Below are 18,743 nucleotides of genomic sequence, written 5' to 3' on the forward strand. Positions count from 1 at the left end.
TGTCGATCACCAGGCCGGCCTCATCAACGAGGTCGTCTGGGCGCGCCTGCCTACGCCCGCGTGAACCCGTGGCTCCGCTCCACCTTCGCCACGTGGAGCGTGTAGCTCTGGTACCACTCGGCTTGGCCGCGCTTCTGTGCTGCGCGGTGTTCGGCGTTGGACTGCCACTGCTTGAGGGCGTCGGCGTCGCGGAAGTACCCGACGGTGATGGCCAGCCCGCCGGGGGTCTGCGCGTAGTCCATGCCCAGGTAGCCGGGGATGTCCTTCACCAGGGCTTCCATGCGGGCGTTGGTCTTGCTGTAGCCGCTCTGGTCCTCGGTCCGCACCGCGGTGAACACAGCGACGTAGTACGGGGGTTCATAGGCCTCGACGGGCGCGACCGGCGCTTCGGGGTGATTGCTCATGGCGCCACCGTAAGGCGGGACTCATCCGGTGATCCAGCCCCGGAAACGGCCTGAACCTCAACGCGCTCGCCATCGTCTCCAGCTCCCAGAGGCCGCGCAGCCGGCCGTCCTGGCGGGCCATCAACTCGCCCCAGCTGCCGCGCTCCGCGACCCGCCCGTCTGCCAGCACCAGGATCTCGTCCACGTCGGCCGTTGCCAGGGGGGTGAGGCGGTGGGTGATCAGGAGGGTGGCGCGGCCTTCGGTGGCCGCCAGGAGGTCGGCCATCAGGGCGTCGGCGGTGGGGAGGTCGAGGTGTTCGGCGGGCTCGTCGAGGATCAGGAGGGGGAAGTCGGCGAGGAGGGCGCGGGCCAGGGCGAGGCGCTGGCGCTGGCCGCCGGAGAGGCGGGCGCCGTGTTCGCCGACCATGGTGTCCAGGTCCTGGGGCAGGGTGTCGACCCAGTCGAGGAGGCGGGCCGAGGCGAGGGCGGCGCGCAGGTCGGCGTCGGTGGCGTCGGGCCGGGCCAGGCGGAGGTTCTCGCGCAGGGAGCTGTCGAAGACGTGGGCGTCCTGGGCACAGAGGCCGATCAGGCGGCGGACCGCGTCGCCGTCCAGGGAACGAGTATCCACAGCCTGTGGATACTCTGCGGCGAGCGTGACACTCCCCGAGGTCGGGTCGAGCAGCCGCAGCAGCACCTGGGCCAGCGTGGTCTTGCCGGAGCCCGAGGGGCCGACCACCGCGATCCGCTGACCGGCGGCGATGTCGAGGTCGACGCCGTCCAGGGCATGGCCCTGCTGCCCCGGGTACTGGGCACGCAGGCCGCGGACGGCGAGCGGGAACGGGTCGGCCGGAGGGAGCGCGGGGGACGCGGGCTCGACCACCGGGTCCGGGGTGTCGAGGACGTCGGTGAGCCGCTCCGCCGCCGCCCGGCTGCGTTCGCGCACCTGGACGGCGGCGGGCAGCCCGGCCACCGCCTCGAAGGCGGCGAGCGGGGTGATGATGACGACGGCCAGGCAGAGCCCGGAGAGGCGACCGCCGGCCACCGCCTGCACGCCGACCGCCGCACACCCGGCCACCGTGAGCCCGGTGAGCAGTGCGGTCAGCCCGGCGCCGAGCGCGGTGGTCCCGGCCGAGCGGGCGGCCAGCCGGGTCAGCCTGGCGTCGGCGGCCCGGACGGCGGCCAGGCGGCTCGGCAGCGCGCCGGCGACCGTGAGTTCGGCGGTGCCGGTGCAGGTGTCCACCACGGCGGTGGCCAGCGTGCCGCGCGCAGGCGATTGCTGACGTTCCGTCAGCGAGGAGCCCCGGGCGGCCAGGAGAGGCACCGCGACCCCGGTGAGCAGCAGGCCGAGCGCGAGCACCACCCCGGCGGCGGGCACCAGCAGGCCCAGGCCGACGGAGACCAGGACCGACACCGCACCGGCCACGCAGGCGGGCAGCCGCCAGCGCAGGTACCAGTCCTGCACCGAGTCGACGTCGGCGACCAGCCGGGAGAGCAGGTCGCCGCGCCGGAACGCGGGCAGCGCGGCCGGGGCCAGCCGCTCCAGGCGCTGGTACACGGTGACCCGCAGGCTGCCCAGGGTGCGCAGCACGGCGTCGTGCGAGACCAGCCGCTCGGCGTACCGGAAGAAGCCGCGCCCCACGCCGAAGGCGCGCACCGAGGTGACCGCCACCATCAGGTAGAGCACCGGCGGGTGCTGCGAAGCCCGGGAGATCAGCCACCCGGAGGTGGCGAGCAGCGCGACGGCGCAGCCGAGCGCCAGCGAGCCGAGCAGCACGGCCAGCCAGAACCGCCGCCGGGGGCGCCCGGCCTCGGCGGTGCGGAACAGCCGGGAGAGCCTGCGGAGCGGCGCGCCGGGGGAAGCCAGCGGGGTACCGGAGGCGGGCAGTGGGGTGCCGGGGGAAGCCAGCTGGGTACCGGAGGCGGGCAGCGACGCAGGAGCGCCCGCCTCCGCTGACGGGGCGTCACCCCGTGCGCTCACCGTCGATGTCGGCACCGCAGCAGCCGCCACCGGAGCACCCCCACCGCCACCCGCTCCTCCGCCAGCGTCAGCAGCGCCGGGCGGTGGGCAACCAGCAGCACGGTGCGGCGCGGGTCGGCGGTGAGCGCCCGCACGGCGTCCACGACCGCTGCCTCGCTCTCGGCGTCCAGGTTGGCCGTCGGCTCGTCGAGCAGCACCAGCGGACGGTCGGCCAGCAGCGCCCTGGCCAGCGCCAGCCGTTGCCGCTGCCCGGCCGAGAGCCCGGTGCCGCCCTCCCCCAGCACGGTGTCCGGCGCGGCGAATCCGAGGGCGCCCACCGCCCGCAGGGCATCGGCGACCTCCGCGTCCGACGCCTCGGGGCGGGCCAGCCGGACGTTCTCGGCGACCGTGCCGGCGAACAGGTGCGGGCGCTGCGGCACCCAGGCGATCTGGGCCCGCCAGGACGCGAGGTCCAGCGACCCCAGCGGATACGCCTGCCCGTCGGCCGCGACGACCGTCACCGACCCGCTCTCCAAAGGAACGAACCCCAGCAGCACCGCCAGCAGCGTGCTCTTCCCCGCGCCGCTGGGTCCGGTCAGCGCCACCGTCCGGCCCGCCGCCACCGAGAAGTCGGCCCCGTCGACGGCCGGCTCCACCCGCCCGGGGTAGCGAACCGTCACGCCGTCAATCACCAAGGACGCCCCGACCAGCGAAGGCGCCGGCACCGCACCCGCCGACGGCAGCGGCGTCTCCAGCACGGCGAACACCTCGCCCGCCGCCGCCAGCCCCTCCGCACTCGCGTGGTAGAGCGCGCCGACCTGGCGCAGCGGCAGGTAGACCTCGGGCGCCAGGATCAGCACCAGCAGGCCGGTCTCCAGGTCCATCGACCCGTCCACCAGCCGGAAGCCGATCGACACCGCGACCAGCGCCACCGAGATGGTGGCCAGCAGCTCCAGTGCGAAGGAGGAGACGAAGGCCAGGCGCAGGGTGCGCAGGGTGGCCTGGCGGTAGTCGTCGGTGATCTTGCGGACCGCCGCCGCCTGGGCCTTGGCCCGGCCGAAGACCTTCAGCGTCGGCAAGCCGGCGACCACGTCGAGGAAGTGGTGGGAGAGCCGGGCGAGCGAGCGCCACTGACGGTCCATCCGGCCCTGGGTGGCCCAGCCGATCAGCACCATGAACAGCGGGATCAGCGGCAGCGTGCCGACGATGATCGCGGCGCTGACCCAGTCGGCGCCGAGGATCCGGGCCAGCAGCACCGCCGGGGCGACCACGGCGAGGGCCAACTGCGGCAGGTAGCGGGCGAAGTAGTCGTCCAGCGCGTCGATGCCCCGGGTGGCCAGGGTGACCAGCTCACCGGTGCGGCGGCCGGCCAGGTACGCCGGGCCGAGCGCGGTGGCGTGCTCGACCAGCCGCCCGCGCAGCCGGGACTTGACCCGGGCCACCGAGCGGTGCGCGGCCAGCTCGGTGAGCCAGGCGACGCCCGCCCGGCCGAGCGCCACCAGCGCGAGCAGCCCCAGCGGCAGCGCCAACGCCCGTACACCCTGCCCGTGTTGGAAGCAGCGGACCACGATCTCAGCGATCAGCGTCGCCTGCGCCAGGGTCAGCGCGGCACCCACCGCCCCCAGCAGCACGGTGGCCGCCATGAACCGCCGCGCCGCCCGTGCCTCGGCCAGCAGCCGCGGATCCACCGGTTTCACGTCAACTCCCCGCTCACTAGCCGGAACTCAGTGCTCGACCGGAATGTGCTGCACGCCGATCCGCCTGCGGAACACCCAGTACGTCCAGGCCTGGTAGAGCAGCACCAGCGGCGTGAAGACGGCCGCCACGACGGTCATCACCTTGAGCGTGTACGCGGCCGAGGAGGCGTTGCTGACGGTCAGGCTCCAGGCCGGGTTGAGCGTGGACGGCATGACGTCCGGGAACAGCGCCAGGAAGAGCATGCCGACGGCGGCCACCACGGTCAGCCCGGAGAGGGTGAACGCCCAGCCCTCCCGGCCGATCCGCAGCGTGGCGAGCGCGCCGACCAGGGCGAGCACTGCGACCACCAGGGCCGCCAGGCTCCAGCCGTCGCCCTGGTGGACCTGGGTCCAGATCAGGAACGCGGCCGCCAGCGCGGCGGTCAGCAGTCCGGCCCGCAGCCCGAACGCCCGCGCCCGGACCCGGATGTCGCCGACCGTCTTCAGCGCGGTGAAGACCGCGCCGTGGAAGACGAAGAGCGACAGGGTGACCAGGCCGCCGAGGATCGCATAGCCGTTCAGCAGGTCCCAGAACGTGCCGACGTAGTTCTTCTGCTGGTCGATGTCGACGCCGTGCACGATGTTGGCGAAGGCCACCCCCAGAGGAAGGCCGGCAGCAGCGAGCTCCAGAAGATCGCCTGCTCCCAGCCGTTCTGCCAGGCGTCGCCGCTGCGCTTGTGTCGGTACTCGAAGGCGACGCCGCGCACGATCAAGCAGACCAGGATGATCAGCAGCGGAATGTAGAAGCCGCTGAACAGGGTGGCGTACCAGTCGGGGAAGGCCGCGAAGGTCGCGCCGCCCGCGGTGAGCAGCCAGACCTCGTTGCCGTCCCAGACCGGGCCGATGGTGTTGATCAGCACCCGGCGTTCGGAACGGTCGCGGGCCAGCAGCTTGGTGAGGATGCCGACTCCGAAGTCGAAGCCCTCCAGGAAGAAGTACCCGATCCACAGGACGGCGATCAGCACGAACCAGACGTCGTGAAGGTGCATGGCGAGTTCCTTTCCGGGCTCAGTAGGCGAAGGCCATCGGCTGGTCGGCGTCCTGGTCCGCCCCGGGACCGCGAAGCACCGGGTCCTTGGCGGGCGGCTGCTCGTCGACGTCGGGGCCGGCCTTGGCGTACTTGGCGAGCAGCCGCACCTCGATCACGGCGAGGATCGCGTAGAGCACGGTGAAGGTGATGAACGCGCCGATCTGGGTCCCGACACTGACGTTGGGCGAGGCCGAGTTGGCGGTCTTCAGCAGGCCGAAGACGCTCCAGGGCTGCCGGCCCATCTCGGTGAAGATCCAGCCGAAGCTGTTGGCGATCAGCGGGAAGCCCATGGTCAGGATGCCGATCCGCCAGCTCCACTTGGTGAGCAGCGGGCCCATCTCCCGGGTGGGGGTGAGCATCAGGCGCGGCGGCTCGTCGTCGCCGGTGCGGAACTCGGGGGCCAGGAACCGCCGCTTGCGGGTGGTCCATAGTCCGATCAGCCCGGCCACGAAGGAGGTCATGCCGAACCCGATCATCAGGCGGAAGCCCCAGTAGGTGACGAAGACGCTCGGGATGTAGTCCTGCGGGCTGCCGCCGTACTTGGCGGCCTCGGCGGCGGCGGTGTCGTTGATGCCGGGCACCGCGTCGGTGAAGTTGCTCTTGGCGAGGAAGGACAGTATCCCGGGGATCTGCAGCTCGACCGAGTTGTGGCCCTTGCTGACGTCGCCGATCGCGAAGATCGAGAACGGGGCGGGCTGCTCGGTGTTCCAGAGCGCCTCGGCGGCGGCCATCTTCATCGGCTGCTGCTCGAACATCACCTTGGCCAGGGTGTCGCCGCTGACCGCGGTGCCCAGGCCGGCGACCACGGCCATCACCAGACCGAGCCGCAGCGAGGTGCGCATCGAGGCGACCTTGCGGCCGTCAGTGCTCTGACCTGCCCGGGCCCGTTGCTTGGCCTTCCACAGGTGGTACGAGGCGATGCCCACCACAAAGGCGGCGCCGGTCAGGAAGGCGGCGGTGAGGGTGTGGAAAACCACGACCAGGGTGGTGTCCTGGAAGAGCACCTTGCCGATGTCGGTGAGCTGGGCCCGCCCGGTGACCGGGTTGATCCGGTAGCCGGTGGGGTGCTGCATCCAGGAGTTGGCGGCCAGGATGAAGTAGGCGGAGAGCATGGTGCCGATCGACACCAGCCACATGCAGGCGCAGTGCAGCTTCTTCGGCAGCTTGTCCCAGCCGAAGATCCACAGGCCGATGAAGGTGGACTCGAAGAAGAAGGCGATCAGCGCCTCCATCGCGAGCGGGGCGCCGAAGACGTCACCGACGAAGCGCGAGTAGTCGGACCAGTTCATGCCGAACTGGAACTCCTGCACGATCCCGGTCACCACGCCCATGGCGATGTTGATCAGGAAGAGCTTGCCCCAGAACTTGGTGGCGTGGAAGTACTTCTGCTTCCCCGTGCGGACCCAGGCGGTCTCCAGCCCGGCGGTCATCGCGGCCAGGCTGATGGTCAGCGGCACGAACAGGAAGTGATAGACGGTGGTGACCCCGAACTGCCATCGGGCGATGGTCTCGTGAGCGATTGCCAGCTCCACCTCGGCCTCTTCCCTGCTGATCGCCGCCCGGTCCCGGAGCGGACAGCTGTCCGTTCTGACCGGATTTCACCAGAATCCTGCCTCACTTAACCGGCAAAGGTGTGCTTTGTCGCAAACCACACCAAGGCAGGTCAAGCTAGTGAGCTTGTGAACGTGAACACTTTCACAAGGCCTGCGAACAGTATGACCTACACACCATCAGCACGATGCGGCGGGGGTGCTGTTAAACCGCTCACAGCGGTGTGAAGACGCTGGTCAGGAGCCTGTCGCCGACGACAGCGCGACCCGGAAGACGGCGCCCACGCCGTCTCCGGTCTCCAGGGTCAGCTCGCCGCCGTGGGCGCGGGTCAGGGCTGCCGCGATGGCCAGGCCGAGGCCCGCGCCACCGCCGTCGAGCCGGCTGCGCGAGGCGTCCACCCGGTAGAACCGCTCGAACACCCGCTCCGCCTGATCGTTCGTCAACCCCGGTCCGGCGTCGGCCACTTCGAGCAGGCACGAGCCGTTCACCGACCCCACTCCGATCCGCACCGCAGTGCCCCGCGGGGTGTGCTTGACCGCGTTGCCGACCATGTTGCTGACCACCTGGCGCAGCCGCGCCTCGTCCCCCAGCACCGGCGCGGCGCCGGGCGCGCCGATGCCGCCGGGGCCGGTCAGCGAGACCGGCCGGCTCGGGTCGAGCGCGGTCAGATCGTGCAGCGCGTCGGCGGCCAGCGTGCGCAGGTCCATCGGCGCCAGGTCGAGCGGGCGCTCCTCGTCGAGCCGGGCCAGCGTCAGCAGGTCCTCGACCAGGCCGCCCAGCCGCTGGGCCTCGGCCTCGATCCGGCCCATGGTCCGCTTGACGTCGGCCTCCTCGCGCAGCGCACCCATCCGGTAGAGCTCGGCGAAGCCGCGGATCCCGGCCAGCGGAGTGCGCAGCTCGTGCGAGGCGTCGGCGACGAAGCGGCGCATCCTCGACTCGGAGGCGGCCCGGGCGGCGAACGCCGACTCGATCTGGTCGAGCATGCCGTTGAGCGCCTGCGCGAGCCGCCCGACCTCGGTGGAGGTCGGCAGCTCGGGCATCCGCTGGGAGAGCTCACCGGCGGCGATCAGCGCGGTGCGGTTCTCGATCCGGCGCAGCGGGCGCAGCCCGGCCCGCACCGCGAAGAAGCCGACCCCGCCGAGCAGCACCAGCACCGCGCCGCCGATCACCACGAAGGCGATCTGCAGCCGCTCCACCGTGGAGTACACATCGCCCAGCGAGGCGGCGCTCACCACGTAGGCGGAGGTGGTCGGGGAGCCCGGGGCGGTGCCGTCCGTCCGCAGGATCAGCACCCGCCAGGGGTCGTCGCCGTCCCCGTTCTGGCCGGGCACGTCGAAGGCGTCGCCGACACGGTCGGCCAGCTGCGCGGCGGTGAAGGGCGGCAGCTGGAGACCGGGGTCGGAGGGCGCCATCGGCTGCCGCATCGACCGCAGCACGGTGCCGTCGGCGGCCAGCATCCGCACCTCGTAGACGCTGGGCAGACCGGCCGGCGTGCCCCGCCGGCTGGCGATCAGGTTGTCGCTGGCGAACGGCGAGTTGGCGGGCCCAGCAGAACCGCGCGGCCAGTTGCGGTGTGCCATCTGGGTGCCGACCCGCTCCAGCTGCTGGTCGAGCCGGCTGGTCATCTGGTTGCGCACGGTGCCGAGCACCACCAGGTCGCTGACCACCAGACCGGCGGCGACCAGCACCAGGGTGAGCACCAGCAGCCTGGCCCGCAGCGAGAGCGGTTTCAGCACGCGCCCGCGCAGCCGGGCCAGTCGCCGCACCAGGTCAGTCCTGGTTCTGCTGGGGCGGGCGGCGCAGCGCGTAGCCGATGCCGCGCACGGTGTGGATCAGCTTGGGGCCGTGCTCCGGCCCGGCGTCCAACTTGCGGCGCAGGTAGGAGATGTAGGACTCGACGATGCTGAGGTCGCCGCCGAAGTCGTAGGCCCAGACGTGGTCGAGGATCTGCGCCTTGGAGACCACCCGGCCGACGTTGGCCATCAGGTAGTGCAGCAGCTTGAACTCGGTGGGCGACAGCGAGACCGGGCGGCCGTCCCGGGTGACCTCGTGGGCCAGCGGGTCCAGGGTGAGGTCGGCGACCACCAGGCGGCCGTCCTCGGCCGGTCCGCCGGCCCGGCGCAGGATCGCCCGGATCCGGGCGATCAGCTCCTCCAGGCTGAACGGCTTGGTGACGTAGTCGTCCGCACCGGCGGCCAGGCCGTGCACCTTGTCCTCGGTGCCGTCCTTGGCGGTGAGGAAGAGCACCGGCAGGTGCTCGGAGGGGCGGGGACGGCCGGGGCGGGCGGCCAGGCCGGCCGGGTTGGCGATCTGCTGGCGGCGGGTCTGCTCGCGCAGCCGCTCCACCACCGTGAAGCCGTCCAGGTCGGGCAGCATCACGTCGAGCACCACCAGGTCGGGCCGCTCCTCGGCGATGGCGGCCAGCGCCTCCTCACCGGTGGCGGCCGACTCGACCCGGAAACCGGAGAACCGCAGCGAGGCGGAGAGCAGCTCGCGGATGTTCGGCTCGTCGTCCACCACGAGCAGGAAGGCCTCACCGCTGGGCTGGCCGATCGGGGCTTGCGCGCCGGCGGCCGTTCCTGGGCGGACGGTTTCCTGGGTGGCGATCCCTGGCATCACGTGGCGGGCCTCCCGGCTCTGGGCGTTCTTCCGATCGGATGACAGACGGTTCCGGAGGCTACGCGAAATCTGTGAAAAATGCATGAGCCGGTTGGTCCCTTTGTATTCGACGAGACCAACCGGATCGGCGCGGTCACACCGCGTTGGCATGCGGCCACCGGCTTGTTCGTGAACGCCTGGCCGGTGGCGCCGGTGAAGATCAGGCGGTGGCGCCCGGCTCGCACTGGGCCGCCAGCGCCGCGCGGGCGGCCTCACCACGGGCCCGGGAGCGCTTGGCGTACATCATCGTCCAGAAGATCAGCGCCCCGGTGAAGGCGTACGGCAGGATGCTGTTCACCGTGACCACCTGGCCGTGGGGCAGCGTGTAGACGCAGACCAGCCGGATCGCCGCCTCCAGCAGGAAGCCCACGCCCCAGCCGATGGTGAGGTTGCGCTGCACGGTGCGGAAGCCCTCGTACTGCCACAGGCCGTTCCACCACGCGACCTGCTCGGCGGTGCCGTCGGTGGCGAACTTGCGGCCGAAGTAGAACATCAGCGGCTTGGGCGCGAGCAGGGTGACCAGGCAGAGCACCCCGAACAGGCCGGTGATCGCCGAGTCCTTGGCGAGCAGCAGCTTGGCGTCGTGCGGGCCGATGAAGGAGACGACCACGGTGAGCGCGACGAAGATCAGCGAGACCACCGCGAACTCGTCGACCCGGCGGTGCCAGGCCAGGTAGATCGCGATGTCGATGACCGGGCCGAGGCCGGAGAGCAGCACCGCGAGGTACTCGCTGGTGTGGCCGTGGAAGTGGTTGTAGATCAGGATCGGCGCCACCACGTTGAAGCCGATGGAGATCAACCAACCGAGCGCCGCGCTGGAGCCCTTGCGGGCAGGAGCGGCCGGCGGAGCGGAACTGGACAAGCTATTCCCCCGGGGAAGTGAATGTGCGACGCGCCGGCGCACTATCGCCGACGCGTCGCACATTGTGGCGGAACAGCGGGGTCCCGGTATAGAGAAGGAGAGGATCCGGTTTCGCTCCTGAGGAGGCGTCACCCGCCGTTCTTCGCACCGCCACCGGCGTTGCCGCCACCGGCGCTGCCGCCGCCGAAGCCACCCCCGCCGAAGCCACCGCCGCTGCCACCGAAGCCGCCGGGCGCGGCCGCGCCGCCCTCGGTCAGCTGGCTGGCCGAGTAGCCGCCCGAGCCGTCCGGGGTGCCGACCACCGTCACGCTCTGACCCGGCTGCAGATCGCCGACCTTGCCGTCCTGGGAGACCGAGACCTTGGTGGAGCCGTCGGTGGTCACCTTGACGATGTTGCCGTTGGCGTCGGTGAGGTAGACGGTGCTGCCGTCCACCAGCTTGACCGTGCCGCGGGTGAAGCCGCCGGCACCGCCCTGACCGCCGCCGCCCTGGGAGCCGCCACCGCGAGTCCGGCCGCCGCCCTGGGCGCCGCGCTGCGCCGCCGCCGCGGCCGCCGCCCGGTTGCCGCCGCCGGTGGCGCCGTACTGCTTCTGGTACCAGGCCCCGCCGGCGAAGGCGCCGGCCGCGATCACCCCGCCGGCCAGCAGCAGGGTGAGCCAGGGGAGCTTGCGGCGCGGCGGGGCGGCCAGCTCGGCGCTGATGTCCCGCGCGTCCGGCGGGGTGGCCAGCAGCTCGGCCGGGTCGAGGGGGTCGGCCATGGGGCCGGTGAGCTCGGTGAGCTCGTTGTCGATGCTCATGGGTTCCTCACTCGTGCCGCAGGGCCTCGATGGGTCGCAGCGAGGCGGCCCGGTTGGCCGGATAGCTGCCGAAGAACAGGCCGATGGCGACCGCGATGCCGAACGCGCCGAGCACCGAGGACGGGATCACCACCGGTTTGATGCCGACCACGCTGAAGTGCGAGCCGAGCATCCCGACCGCCACTCCGAGCCCGGCGCCGATCACCGACAGCAAGGTGGACTCGGCCAGGAACTGCCCCAGGATCACCGCCTTGGGCGCGCCCAGCGCCTTGCGGATGCCGATCTCCCGGGTCCGCTCGGTCACCGTCACCAGCATGATGTTGGTGATCCCGATCCCGCCGACCAGCAGCGAGATCGCCGCGACCGCGCCGAGCAGCACGGTGAACGTCTGGCTGGTGCTCTCCCGCGCGCTGAGCAGCTGCGACTGGTTGCTGACCCGGAAGTCCAGCTTGGTCGGGTCGGTCAGCGAGTGGGTGCCCATCAGGATCTGGGTGATCTCGGACTGGGCCTGGGTGGTGGTGTCGGCCGAAGTCGCCTCCACCAGGATCTGGTTGACCGAGCTGAAGCCGGTGAAGGCGTTCTGCACGGTCGGCAGCGGGGCGATCACCACGTCGTCCGGGTCGTTGAAGCCGGTGGCACCGCCCTTGGTGGCCAGCACGCCGACCACGGTGAACGGGGTGCCGCCCAGGCTGATCTGCTTGCCCACCGGGTCCTCGGTGTCGAACAGCTGCTGCGCGGTGGTCGAGCCGATCACCGCCACCTTGCGGGAGTTGAGCACGTCGTCGCTGCTGAAGTAGTCGCCGTGGGCGATCTTCTCGTTGGCGGTCTCGAAGTACGCCGGGTAGGTGCCGATCACCGAGCCGGGGGTGTACGAGATGTTGCCGTAGTCAGCGGCCGCGGTGGTGGTGACCACCGGGGCGACCGACTTGATGTCGGGCGCGGTGCTCGGATCGGCCAGCGCCCGGGCGTCGTCCACGGTCAGCTTCTTCACGGTGCTCGCGGTGCGGGCGCCGCCGCTCGAACCGGACGTCACGGTGAGCGAGTTGGTGCCGAGCGCGGTGATGGAGTTCTTCACCGCCACCGAGGAGCCGTTGCCGACGGCGAGCAGCAGGATCACCGAGGCGACACCGATCAGCACGCCGAGCATGGTGAGCGCGGAGCGCACCTTGTTGGCCGCCAGGCCCGCGAAGGCGAAGCGGATCATCTGCCAGAGGATCATCGGGGGCCTCCGACCAGCGGGATCTGCCGAGTGGTCGCGAGGGTGTCGGCGAGCAGCGGCGGCGGTCCGGCCACGGCGCCCTGCCGCACGTCGGACACCACCTGGCCGTCGACCAGCCGCAGCACGCGCTTGGCGTGGGCGGCCACCTCGTCCTCATGGGTGATCAGCACGACCGTTCGGCCGGTCGCGTTCAGTCCGTCGATGATGTTCAGAACCTCTTCGGTGGAGCGGCTGTCCAGGTTGCCGGTGGGCTCGTCGGCCAGCAGCATGGCGGGCGCGGTGACCAGCGCACGGGCCACCGCGACGCGCTGCTGCTGGCCGCCGGAGAGCTCGTTGGGCTTGTGGTCCATCCGCTGCTCCAGGCCGACCAGCGACAGCGCCGCCTCGGCGCGCCGGCGCCGCTCGGCCGCCCGCACGCCGGCGTAGGCCAGCGGCAGCTCCACCTGGGCCAGCGCGGTGGTGCGGGGCACCAGGTTGAACGACTGGAAGATGAAGCCGATCTTGCGGTTGCGCACCAGCGAGAGCTGCTGCTCGTCCAGGTGCCCGACGTCCACGCCGTCCAGCAGGTAGCGGCCCGCGGTCGGCACGTCTAGGCAGCCCAGGATGTTCATCAAGGTGGACTTGCCGGAGCCCGAACTGCCCATCACCGCAACGAAATCGCCCTGCTCGATGTCCAGCGTCACACCGTGCGGCTCACCGGTGGCCGGGTCGGACGGACCGCGCAGCGCGTGCACGGTCGCGTCGCCGTGGCCGTAGGACTTGGTGAGCCGGTGGACCTGGATGACCGGGGGCGGCGGGCCCTGCCGCCGCTCCTCGGCCGCCCGCGACTTGCGGGTGCGGCGGATCATCAGTTGCCGCCCTTGCTGCCGCCGCCACCGGTCCGGGCACCGCCACCACCGGCCCCGCCGCGACCACCGCCGCCGAAGCCGCCACCGCCGAAGCCACCGGGGAAGGCGCCGCTCGGGAAGCCGTTGCTGCCGCCCGCGGTGGTCGGGATGATCTCCACCTTGTCGCCCTCGTTCAGACCGGAGACCACCTGGTCGGTGGTGTCGCCCTGGATGCCGACGGTGACGTTGACCCGCGAGGTGGTGCCGTCCGCGTTGACCACGGTGGCGGTCCGGCTGGTGCCGGTGCCGGCCAGCGCGGCGGCCGGCACCGAGAGCGCGTCGTCCGCCTTGCCGGTGACCACCGAGATGGTCGCGCTCATGCCGGTGCGCAGCTTGCTGGTGTCGCCGTTGATCTGCAGCACCGCGGCGTACTGCACCGCGCCGCCGGAGCTGGCACCGCCTCCGCTGGAGCCGCTGCTCACCGGCAGCGAGCTGACGCTCAGCACGGTCGCGCCGAGCACCGTGTCGGACTGCGCGTTGAGGGTGACGGTGGCGGACTGGTTCTTCTGCAGCTTGAGCGAGTCCAGCTCGGAGAAGTCCGCGGTCACCTGCATGCCGCTCGGGTTGGTGATCACGATGAAGCCGGACGGTGTGCTGGAGCCGGTGCTGCTGGAGGTGCTCTTCGACGCCGAGGAGCTGCCACTGCCGCTGCCGCCCGAGCCCGTCGCCCCGGAGCCGCCGGTACCGCCGGTACCGCTGACGGTGTCGCCGACCTTGCCGCCGACCGACGCGACGGTGCCACCGACCGAGGCGGTCAGCGTGGTGCCGGCCAGCGCGGTCTGGGCGTTGGTGACGTTGGTCTGCGCGGTGGCGAGCTGCTGCTGGGCCTGCGTCAGCTGCTGCTGCGCCTGGGCCACGGCGGCCGGGTCGACCTTGGTGGTGGTGATGGTGGTGGTCTGCGGGGCGGGGGCGCCGCCGCCGGTGCTGCCACCGTTACTGCCGCCGCCGCTGCCGCCGTTGTTGCTGCTGCCGCCGCCGCGGGAAGTCGACGAGGCCGACGTCTGGTCGCCGGACGTCGAGCTGGTGGGCGCGGCCGAGCCGGACGAGGCCGACGGATCCGGCGACGGCGAGGGGCGGGAGCCGCCACCGCCGGAACCGGGGCCGGTGAACGACGCCTGCACCGCCGTGTTGCCCGCCTGCCCGACCGGCACGGTGCTGGTCGTGGTGGTCCCCGCCTGCGCCTTGGTCAGGTTGGCCTGTGCCGAGTCCACTCCCGCCTGCGCCGTCGACAGCGCCGCGTTGGCCGCGTCCACTGTCTGCTGCGCCGCGGTGGTGTCCACGGTGGCCAGCACCTCGCCCTGGGTGACGGTGTCGCCGACCGCCACCTTCACGGCGGTCAGCTTTCCGCCGGTCACGAAGTCCTCGCCCGCGTCGGTGGGCGAGGAGAGGGTGCCGGATCCGGACACCGTGGCCAGGACCGTGCCCTTGCTGACGGTCGCGGTCCGGGTTGTCTGCTTGCTTGCCGCCGCGCTGCTGGTGCTGTTCACGGTGGTGTACGCCAGCACCCCGCCGGCGACCAGGGCCGCGCCGAGCACCGAGTTGACGAGGACGGCGCCACGCCGTCGCGGGAGGACCTTCATGGCTGTCAAGGGTCGCCCCGGGCTCTTGCGAAGCCCTGGGCGCCGCCTGGGTGGACACTGGAGCACCCAGTCCAGGCGATCGCCGACATATTCGGACAAATGCCCCGGCGGCCTCTCCCCGTCGAAGACGCCGTTGAGGCAACTCCCAGAGTCTTCCCAGCCACCTGGGTCGTGGATCTCACGAGTCCCCCGGGCCCCGGGAGCCCGAGCGGCCTGGCGCCTACCGGTCGATCACAGGTCGATCTGGTAGCGGATGAAGCCGCGGTTGTCGGCCACCTTGTCGTAGAGCAGCCGGGCGGTGGCGTTGGTCTCGTGGGTCATCCAGTAGACGCGCCCGCAGCCGCGCTCGCGGGCGAACTCGACCACCGCCTCGATCAGCGCCCGCGCCACGCCCCTGCCGCGCACGTCGGCAGCCGTGAACAGGTCCTGCAGGTAGCAGACGTCCGGGCCCGAGGTGTTGGCGTGCACCAGGAAGTGGGTGATCCCGACCAGCCGCCCGTCCAGCTTGGCGCCGAGCGCGTGGATCCGGGTGTCCTCCTGGAAGCCGGCCCAGGAGCGGTCGTAGGTCTCCTGCGGCTCGTCCCGCTTGTAGAAGGTGAAGTAGTCGCGGAAGAGCTCCGCCCAGTCCGCGCGGTCGCCCTCGGTCAGCCTGTCAATGGTGAGCATGCGGCTCATTGTTGCGCCACACTCGCGACCGGGGAATCGGAAATCGCGGAGGGGACCCGTATGGCGTTGGACAGCACGGCACTTGACACCACGGCGCTCGACATCACGGTCGTGGGCGGCACCGTCCGGGCCTATGACAGCGGCGGTGACGGGCCACCAGTTGTGCTGCTGCACCCGGGAGTCGGCGACGCTGGCATCTGGGAGCCGATGCTGCCCGGCCTGACCGCCCGCTACCGGGTGATCCGCTACGACGTGCGCGGCTACGGCAACTCGCCGGCCCCGACCGTCCCGTACTCGATGCCGGCCGACCTGGTCTCGGTGCTCGACCACTTCGACCTGGAGCGGGTCGCGCTGGTCGGCTGCAGCATGGGCGGCGCGACCGCGCTCGCCCTGGCAGTGGAGCACCCCGAGCGGGTCAGCGCGCTCGCCCTGCTCTGCCCCGGCGTCAACGGCTACGAGTGGCCGCCGACGCCGGAGCTGGACGCCGAGTACGACGCGCTGATCGCGGCCGGCGACCTCGACGGGCTGACCGCCTGGGGCTGCGCGTGTGGGGCGCGGCCGGCTCCGATCCGGCGGCGGTGGCCCAGCTGCGCTCGGCGGCCGCGGCCTGGCCCGGGGAGGACGAGTTCCTGCGCGAGGACCCGCCGAGCTACGACCGGCTGGGCGAGGTCGCGGTGCCGGGCGTGCTGCTGGTCGGGGACCTCGACTGGCCGCCGCTGATCGAGCTCAACCTGGAGATGGCCCGCCGGCTCCCCGGCTGCCGGCTCACCGTGCTGCCCGGCGTCGACCATCTGCCGCCACTCCGCGCGCCCCGGCTCCTTGTTGACGCCGTGTCAGCGCTGCTCGGTTAACCTGGAGCGGTGACCCTGCTGATCCGCACCGACTTCGCCGACCAGGCCGGCTGGGACGCCCTGTGCAGCGCCGTCCGCACCCCGTCCGACGAGGGCTCCGTTGCCGAGGTGGCACTGGTGGAGGAGCCCGGGTACGCCGGCCTGAGCACCGAACAGGTCATCCCGCTGCTGCCCGAGGACGTCGCCCAGCGGCTGGTGGCACTGGCCGACCAAGTGACGTTCTCCTCGCACGAACTTCCGGTTCTGCTCGTCGATCTCCTGGAGCAGCGCTCGATCCGGGTGGTGGCCAGCGAACTGCAGTCCGTGGAGACGGAGCTCTCGCTGGCCAACCTGGAGTTCGACGACGTCGCCCGGGAGGTCGAGGAGGACGGCGTCTTCCGGGGCTTCCCGGGCTTCTAGTCCGGCGCTGCGGGTTCAGACGCTGCGGGGGAAGAGCCGCCCGGCCAGGTCCACCCCGGTCACCGCACCCCGGGCGTCCCGGCTGAAGTAGCCGCGCTGCCCCTGCAGCCCGCCCTCGGTGATGACGTACTCGTCACCGCCGGCGTCCAGGAACCCGAAGGCGGCCGGCTCGTAGTCCGCGGGCATCTCCTCGTCGGCCGCCGCCCGGATCTCCGGCTTGATCCCGACCGCCATGGTGAGCCCGCTGCCGTCGGTGGCGATGTCCACGACCATCGCGTCGTTCTCGTAGCGGCCCGCCACCTCGCGGGCCTTCGCCTCGTCGTAGGCGACCGGCTCCGGCTGCTCCTCGACCAGGCCGAGGTAGTGCTCCAGCGCCCAGGCGACCACGCGCTGGTTGGCGTTGTAGCCGTCCGGGCCGACGTTGGCCAGCGAGACGACCGCGAAGTTCCGCTCCGGCACGATCAGCAGCTCGGTGAACTGGCCGTTGCCCGAACCGCCGTGCCCGATGGTCCGCGCACCGCCCACCTCGCGCAGGAACCAGCAGATCCCGACGCCGTCCCCGAAGCTGCTGGCGCGCAGTTCCACGGTCTGCTCCCGCATGCTGCGCAGCAGTTCGGCGGGCAGCACGCCGTCGCCCGTGCCGAGGTGGAACCGGGCCCAGCGCAGCAGGTCGCTCACCGAGGAGACCAGGCCGCCGCCCGGGTTGTTGGCGCGGTCGTCGGAGCGGAACGCCCGCCAGGGCGTGGCCGGTCGCAACTCCCCGTCCTCGCCGCGGCTGTGGCCGACGGCGAACCGCCGGACCATGATGTCGTCCGTGTCGAAGAAGCTGTTGCACAGCCCGACCGGCTCCAGCACCAGCTCCGCCACCGCCTTCTCGAACGGCAGCCCGGTGACCTTCTCGATCACCAACCCGAGCAGGTTGTAGCCGGCCTGGCTGTACGAGGACCGCGCGCCCGGCTCGGCGATCAGCGGCAGCTCGGCCATCCCCGCCACGAACGACGCCGGCGACCCGTCCCCCGCCGCGGCGCCGACCAGGTTCCAGTCGAGGCCGGCGGTGTGGTTGAGCAGGTTGAGCACGGTGATCCGCTCGGCGGCCTGCTCGTCGGCGAGCCGCAGTTCGGGAACGTAGCGGCGCACCGGCGCGTCCAGCTCCAGCCGGCCCTGGGCGACCAGCCGCATCACCGCGGTGGCGGTGACGGTCTTGGACACCGAGGCCAGCGGGTACAGCGTGTCGGCGGTCACCGGCAGCGGGTTGTCCACGCTGGTCACGCCGTGGGCGGCGGTGAGCTCCTGCCCGTCCGTCAGGATGCCGACCGAGAGGCCGGGCACGCCGAACTCCTCGGCCGTGGCGGCGACGAAGGCGGCGAGCTGCTCGTGCTGGTTCATGTCTTCCCCCTTGGGCACTTGAACTAAGTACGAGAAGAAGGTAGCCCGCCAGTTGAACTAAGTGCAAGACCCTCGCCTGAACTAAGTTCAACTAGACTGCGTGCCATGCCCCGCAACACGCTGACCGCCGACCAGATCGTCCGCGCCGCCATCGAACTCCTGGACCAGGAAGGCCTGGACGGGCTCAACATGCGCAGCCTCGGCAGCCGCCTCGGCGCGGCCGCCACCGCCGTCTACTGGCACATCAAGACCAAGGACGAACTGGTCCGGCTCGCCGCCGACACGGTCTGGGACGAGGTGCGGCTGCCCGATCTCGCCGCCACCGACTGGCGCAGCGCCGCCACCGCGATGGCGACCAGCCTGCACGAGATGCTGGGCCGCCACCCCTGGCTCAGCCAGGCCTTCGGCAGCCACCTGATGTACGGCCCGGCCATGGCCCGCCACGACGACCACAGCCTCGCGCTCTACGAGCAGGCCGGCTTCGCCCCCGCCGACGCGGACCGGGCCGCCGCCACCGTCCTCCTCTACGTCCTGGGCAGCGCGCTCGGCCCCGCCGTCGACGTCTCCCTCACCCGCCGCCTCAACCGCGCCGGCGAGGACGCCGAGCAGCGGATGGCCGAAGCCGTCGCCCGCAGCACCGAGATCGCCCGCGACTTCCCCCGCCTGCGCGAGCGGATGGGCACGCCCGCCGCCACCGACTACGCGGCAGCCCCCGACGGCGCCTTCGAGTTCGGACTGCAGGTGATCCTCGACGGATTGGCGGCACGGCTGAGCAGGTGAG

15 protein-coding genes and 2 pseudogenes are annotated in these 18,743 nt (G+C 71.9%); 4 read left to right on the forward strand and 13 right to left on the reverse strand.

Annotation, left to right across the window (positions count from 1 at the left end; genetic code table 11):
- Positions 1–50: 50 nt before the first annotated feature.
- The 12 genes and pseudogenes from E6W39_RS20440 to E6W39_RS20495 all read right to left on the reverse strand — a co-directional run bounded on the left by E6W39_RS20440 (position 51) and on the right by E6W39_RS20495 (position 15,326).
- Complete coding sequence (locus E6W39_RS20440; RefSeq protein ID WP_141634755.1) at positions 51–404, reverse strand: antibiotic biosynthesis monooxygenase family protein; 354 nt, start codon at positions 402–404, stop codon at positions 51–53.
- A pseudogene (gene cydD / locus E6W39_RS20445) lies at positions 358–4,037 on the reverse strand (thiol reductant ABC exporter subunit CydD). The gene E6W39_RS20440 and the pseudogene cydD overlap by 47 nt, the downstream one beginning before the upstream one ends.
- A 27-nt stretch (positions 4,038–4,064) precedes the next feature.
- Positions 4,065–5,065 (reverse strand): annotated as a pseudogene (cydB, locus tag E6W39_RS20450) (cytochrome d ubiquinol oxidase subunit II).
- 19 nt (positions 5,066–5,084) lie between these two features.
- The gene (locus E6W39_RS20455; protein WP_141634756.1) at positions 5,085–6,638 is read right to left on the reverse strand and encodes a cytochrome ubiquinol oxidase subunit I; all 1,554 of its coding nucleotides are present in this window, start codon (positions 6,636–6,638) and stop codon (positions 5,085–5,087) included.
- Positions 6,639–6,893: 255 nt separating this feature from the next.
- Positions 6,894–8,423: a sensor histidine kinase gene (locus tag E6W39_RS20460; RefSeq protein ID WP_220140243.1), complete on the reverse strand. Its 1,530-nt coding sequence runs from the start codon at positions 8,421–8,423 to the stop codon at positions 6,894–6,896.
- Positions 8,424–8,427: 4 nt separating this feature from the next.
- A complete protein-coding gene (locus E6W39_RS20465; RefSeq protein ID WP_228718246.1) occupies positions 8,428–9,273 on the reverse strand; it encodes a response regulator transcription factor in 846 nt (281 codons plus the stop codon).
- 202 nt (positions 9,274–9,475) lie between these two features.
- Positions 9,476–10,177, reverse strand: coding sequence for a VC0807 family protein (locus E6W39_RS20470; RefSeq protein WP_141634757.1), 702 nt, complete (start codon positions 10,175–10,177; stop codon positions 9,476–9,478).
- Between the two features lie 128 nt (positions 10,178–10,305).
- The gene (locus tag E6W39_RS39540; protein ID WP_181799369.1) at positions 10,306–10,974 is read right to left on the reverse strand and encodes a hypothetical protein; all 669 of its coding nucleotides are present in this window, start codon (positions 10,972–10,974) and stop codon (positions 10,306–10,308) included.
- Between the two features lie 7 nt (positions 10,975–10,981).
- Positions 10,982–12,193, reverse strand: a complete 1,212-nt coding sequence (locus E6W39_RS20480; protein ID WP_141634759.1) for an ABC transporter permease — start codon at positions 12,191–12,193, stop codon at positions 10,982–10,984.
- On the reverse strand, positions 12,190–13,041 hold the full coding sequence (locus tag E6W39_RS20485) for an ABC transporter ATP-binding protein (RefSeq protein WP_141634760.1): 852 nt from the start codon (positions 13,039–13,041) through the stop codon (positions 12,190–12,192). Before E6W39_RS20485 ends, E6W39_RS20480 begins: the two co-directional genes overlap by 4 nt.
- On the reverse strand, positions 13,041–14,660 hold the full coding sequence (locus E6W39_RS20490) for an efflux RND transporter periplasmic adaptor subunit (protein WP_141634761.1): 1,620 nt from the start codon (positions 14,658–14,660) through the stop codon (positions 13,041–13,043). Before E6W39_RS20490 ends, E6W39_RS20485 begins: the two co-directional genes overlap by 1 nt.
- A 231-nt stretch (positions 14,661–14,891) precedes the next feature.
- A complete protein-coding gene (locus E6W39_RS20495) occupies positions 14,892–15,326 on the reverse strand; it encodes a GNAT family N-acetyltransferase (protein ID WP_101380556.1) in 435 nt (144 codons plus the stop codon).
- A gap of 60 nt (positions 15,327–15,386) precedes the next feature.
- Between E6W39_RS20495 and E6W39_RS20500 the strand changes: the two genes are divergently transcribed.
- The 3 genes from E6W39_RS20500 to E6W39_RS20505 are packed head-to-tail and all read left to right on the forward strand — an operon-like array spanning position 15,387 to position 16,576.
- Positions 15,387–16,046: an alpha/beta fold hydrolase gene (locus E6W39_RS20500; RefSeq protein WP_228718247.1), complete on the forward strand. Its 660-nt coding sequence runs from the start codon at positions 15,387–15,389 to the stop codon at positions 16,044–16,046.
- Positions 16,010–16,177 carry an alpha/beta fold hydrolase gene (locus tag E6W39_RS41790; RefSeq protein WP_228718248.1) on the forward strand — a complete coding sequence of 56 codons (168 nt, stop codon included), beginning with the start codon at positions 16,010–16,012 and terminating at the stop codon, positions 16,175–16,177. Before E6W39_RS20500 ends, E6W39_RS41790 begins: the two co-directional genes overlap by 37 nt.
- Before the next feature lie 9 nt (positions 16,178–16,186).
- Positions 16,187–16,576: a DUF6924 domain-containing protein gene (locus E6W39_RS20505; RefSeq protein WP_141634762.1), complete on the forward strand. Its 390-nt coding sequence runs from the start codon at positions 16,187–16,189 to the stop codon at positions 16,574–16,576.
- Positions 16,577–16,591: 15 nt separating this feature from the next.
- On the opposite strand, the gene E6W39_RS20510 is transcribed toward E6W39_RS20505, so the two are convergent.
- Entirely contained in the window at positions 16,592–17,962 is a 1,371-nt protein-coding gene (locus tag E6W39_RS20510) for a serine hydrolase domain-containing protein (RefSeq protein ID WP_141634763.1), read from the reverse strand.
- 105 nt (positions 17,963–18,067) lie between these two features.
- Between E6W39_RS20510 and E6W39_RS20515 the strand changes: the two genes are divergently transcribed.
- Complete coding sequence (locus E6W39_RS20515) at positions 18,068–18,742, forward strand: TetR/AcrR family transcriptional regulator (protein WP_141634764.1); 675 nt, start codon at positions 18,068–18,070, stop codon at positions 18,740–18,742.
- The last annotated feature ends 1 nt before the right edge of the window (position 18,743 follow it).

The sequence above is a fragment of the Kitasatospora acidiphila genome, assembly GCF_006636205.1.
In the GTDB taxonomy this organism is placed as follows: Bacteria; Actinomycetota; Actinomycetes; order Streptomycetales; family Streptomycetaceae; genus Kitasatospora; species Kitasatospora acidiphila.